The organism is Pseudomonas sp. 05T35, from assembly GCF_056396605.1.
Genome location: NZ_JBFTLU010000967.1, coordinates 1 through 458, shown reverse-complemented (window position 1 = coordinate 458; position 458 = coordinate 1). Strand labels below are relative to the sequence as shown.

The 458-nt window shown below is 48.0% G+C and carries 1 protein-coding gene; it reads left to right on the top strand.

Translation table 11 applies throughout. From position 1 onward, the window contains the following. The coding region (locus AC1DH9_RS30945) for a zinc dependent phospholipase C family protein (protein ID WP_477809561.1) at positions 1 to 455 on the top strand (455 nt) is incomplete at its 5' end. Positions 456 to 458: the final 3 nt, after the last annotated feature.

Genomic DNA, 458 nt, shown 5'->3' with positions numbered 1-458 from the left:
GGAGGAAGGGAAATTTATTTCCGGTCTTTGAGGCTCGACGCCAACTGAATCTACCTCGCGAACGTTGGTTCTGGGCGGACTATCTGCATTATATACGGACGGGTGTGTTTTTACGTGAGTTGCTGGTGCACTCACAGGGGAAACCATTTTTTCGTGCTTATGCGTATGGCTACGCCACTCATTATGTAACCGATGTTGTTGGACATCCATTTGTTAATCACATAACAGGATCCCTATGGAGGATGTATTGGCAGCGTCACCATCTGATCGAAAATTTCATGGATGCATACGTTTGGGATCGATGGCATGACGCCCATCCAAGTGAAGTCGATCCTGCGACCGAAGAACAGCAACTGGACTCAATTCGCGACAACCCTAACAAGGAAAGAGGGAGCGGTGCGAGCTTCTCGTTTGCTCGCCTGCATGATCATATAGGTATAGGTGTAGTTCTGTAGTTC